Below are 911 nucleotides of genomic sequence, written 5' to 3'. Positions count from 1 at the left end.
GCGGCGCGGTTCTTCTTGAAATTTGCTCTCGAGTAGAAGCTGCGCTCCGAAGTTTGGCATGTCGTCGACGGTGGAGTTGTTCTGCAAGATCTTCACTTCGGCAGAGACTGTCGCATCGCTCGCGGGTGAGCACGGTGTTGAATCGCAATTCGCCAACCGCATGAACCTCATCGAAGCCGGCGGAAACGTGACGACGCGCCCCGTCTATATCGAAAAGGACAATTACGCAGCATCGTTGAGGAACTACATGGGCAAGACCCTGAACAGCCTGTTTGATGGGTATATTGCCCTGGGACGTAACGGCGCCGCCGCCGCCGCCCGCACCGCCCTTGTCAGCTTCCACGACTCCCACGGGATCGCGAATACCTATGGGCTTGTGGATGCCGCAATCCCCGAGATCGCCAAAGACTTCGAGGCCTGGGTCAAGAGAAACGGACACGTCACTGTCAGAGAGCATGATCTTGTCGGTTTGGTGTTCGGCGCTTCGAAGCTGCTGGAGGAGTATTTGGAAGGGGCTGTCCAGTGGGGCGAGCTGGGCACGCTGAATTACAAGACCGCCGATATTCTTCGGGAGATGTCGGCCGATGGCAGAGGGTCTTGCAATCACAAATTCAACGGTCGTCAGCGCCGCGGAGTCATAATCGAGACCGACCAGAGCAAGGCGAAAAAGATCAAGGACTGGCTCGAAAACGGACCATCGGTAGCCGTAGCCCCCCGTAGCCCCCCGTAGCCCCCCGTAGCCCCTAGAGGGTCAAAACGTGCTTGAGGTTACGGGGGTTACGGGGGGGGCTACACCTGCCCCATCGTCCTCAAACCCCTTATTTTCATGACTCAAACCCTAGGGGCTACTCCAGATTTCTATCTAATGGAGAAATAATGGATATATAATTGATTATAAGTGATTATAGAGT

At 55.5% G+C, this 911-nt stretch carries 1 protein-coding gene; it reads left to right on the top strand.

The window, feature by feature from the left end; translation table 11 throughout:
* Positions 1-58: 58 nt before the first annotated feature.
* Positions 59-730: a hypothetical protein gene (locus AX756_RS15845; RefSeq protein WP_068313633.1), complete on the top strand. Its 672-nt coding sequence runs from the start codon at positions 59-61 to the stop codon at positions 728-730.
* The last annotated feature ends 181 nt before the right edge of the window (positions 731-911 follow it).

Source organism: Aliiruegeria sabulilitoris, from assembly GCF_001558155.1.
Taxonomy (GTDB): Bacteria; Pseudomonadota; Alphaproteobacteria; order Rhodobacterales; family Rhodobacteraceae; genus Tropicimonas; species Tropicimonas sabulilitoris.
Note: the sequence above shows the minus strand (reverse complement) of the source record. Positions and strands in the feature narration are given on the sequence as shown.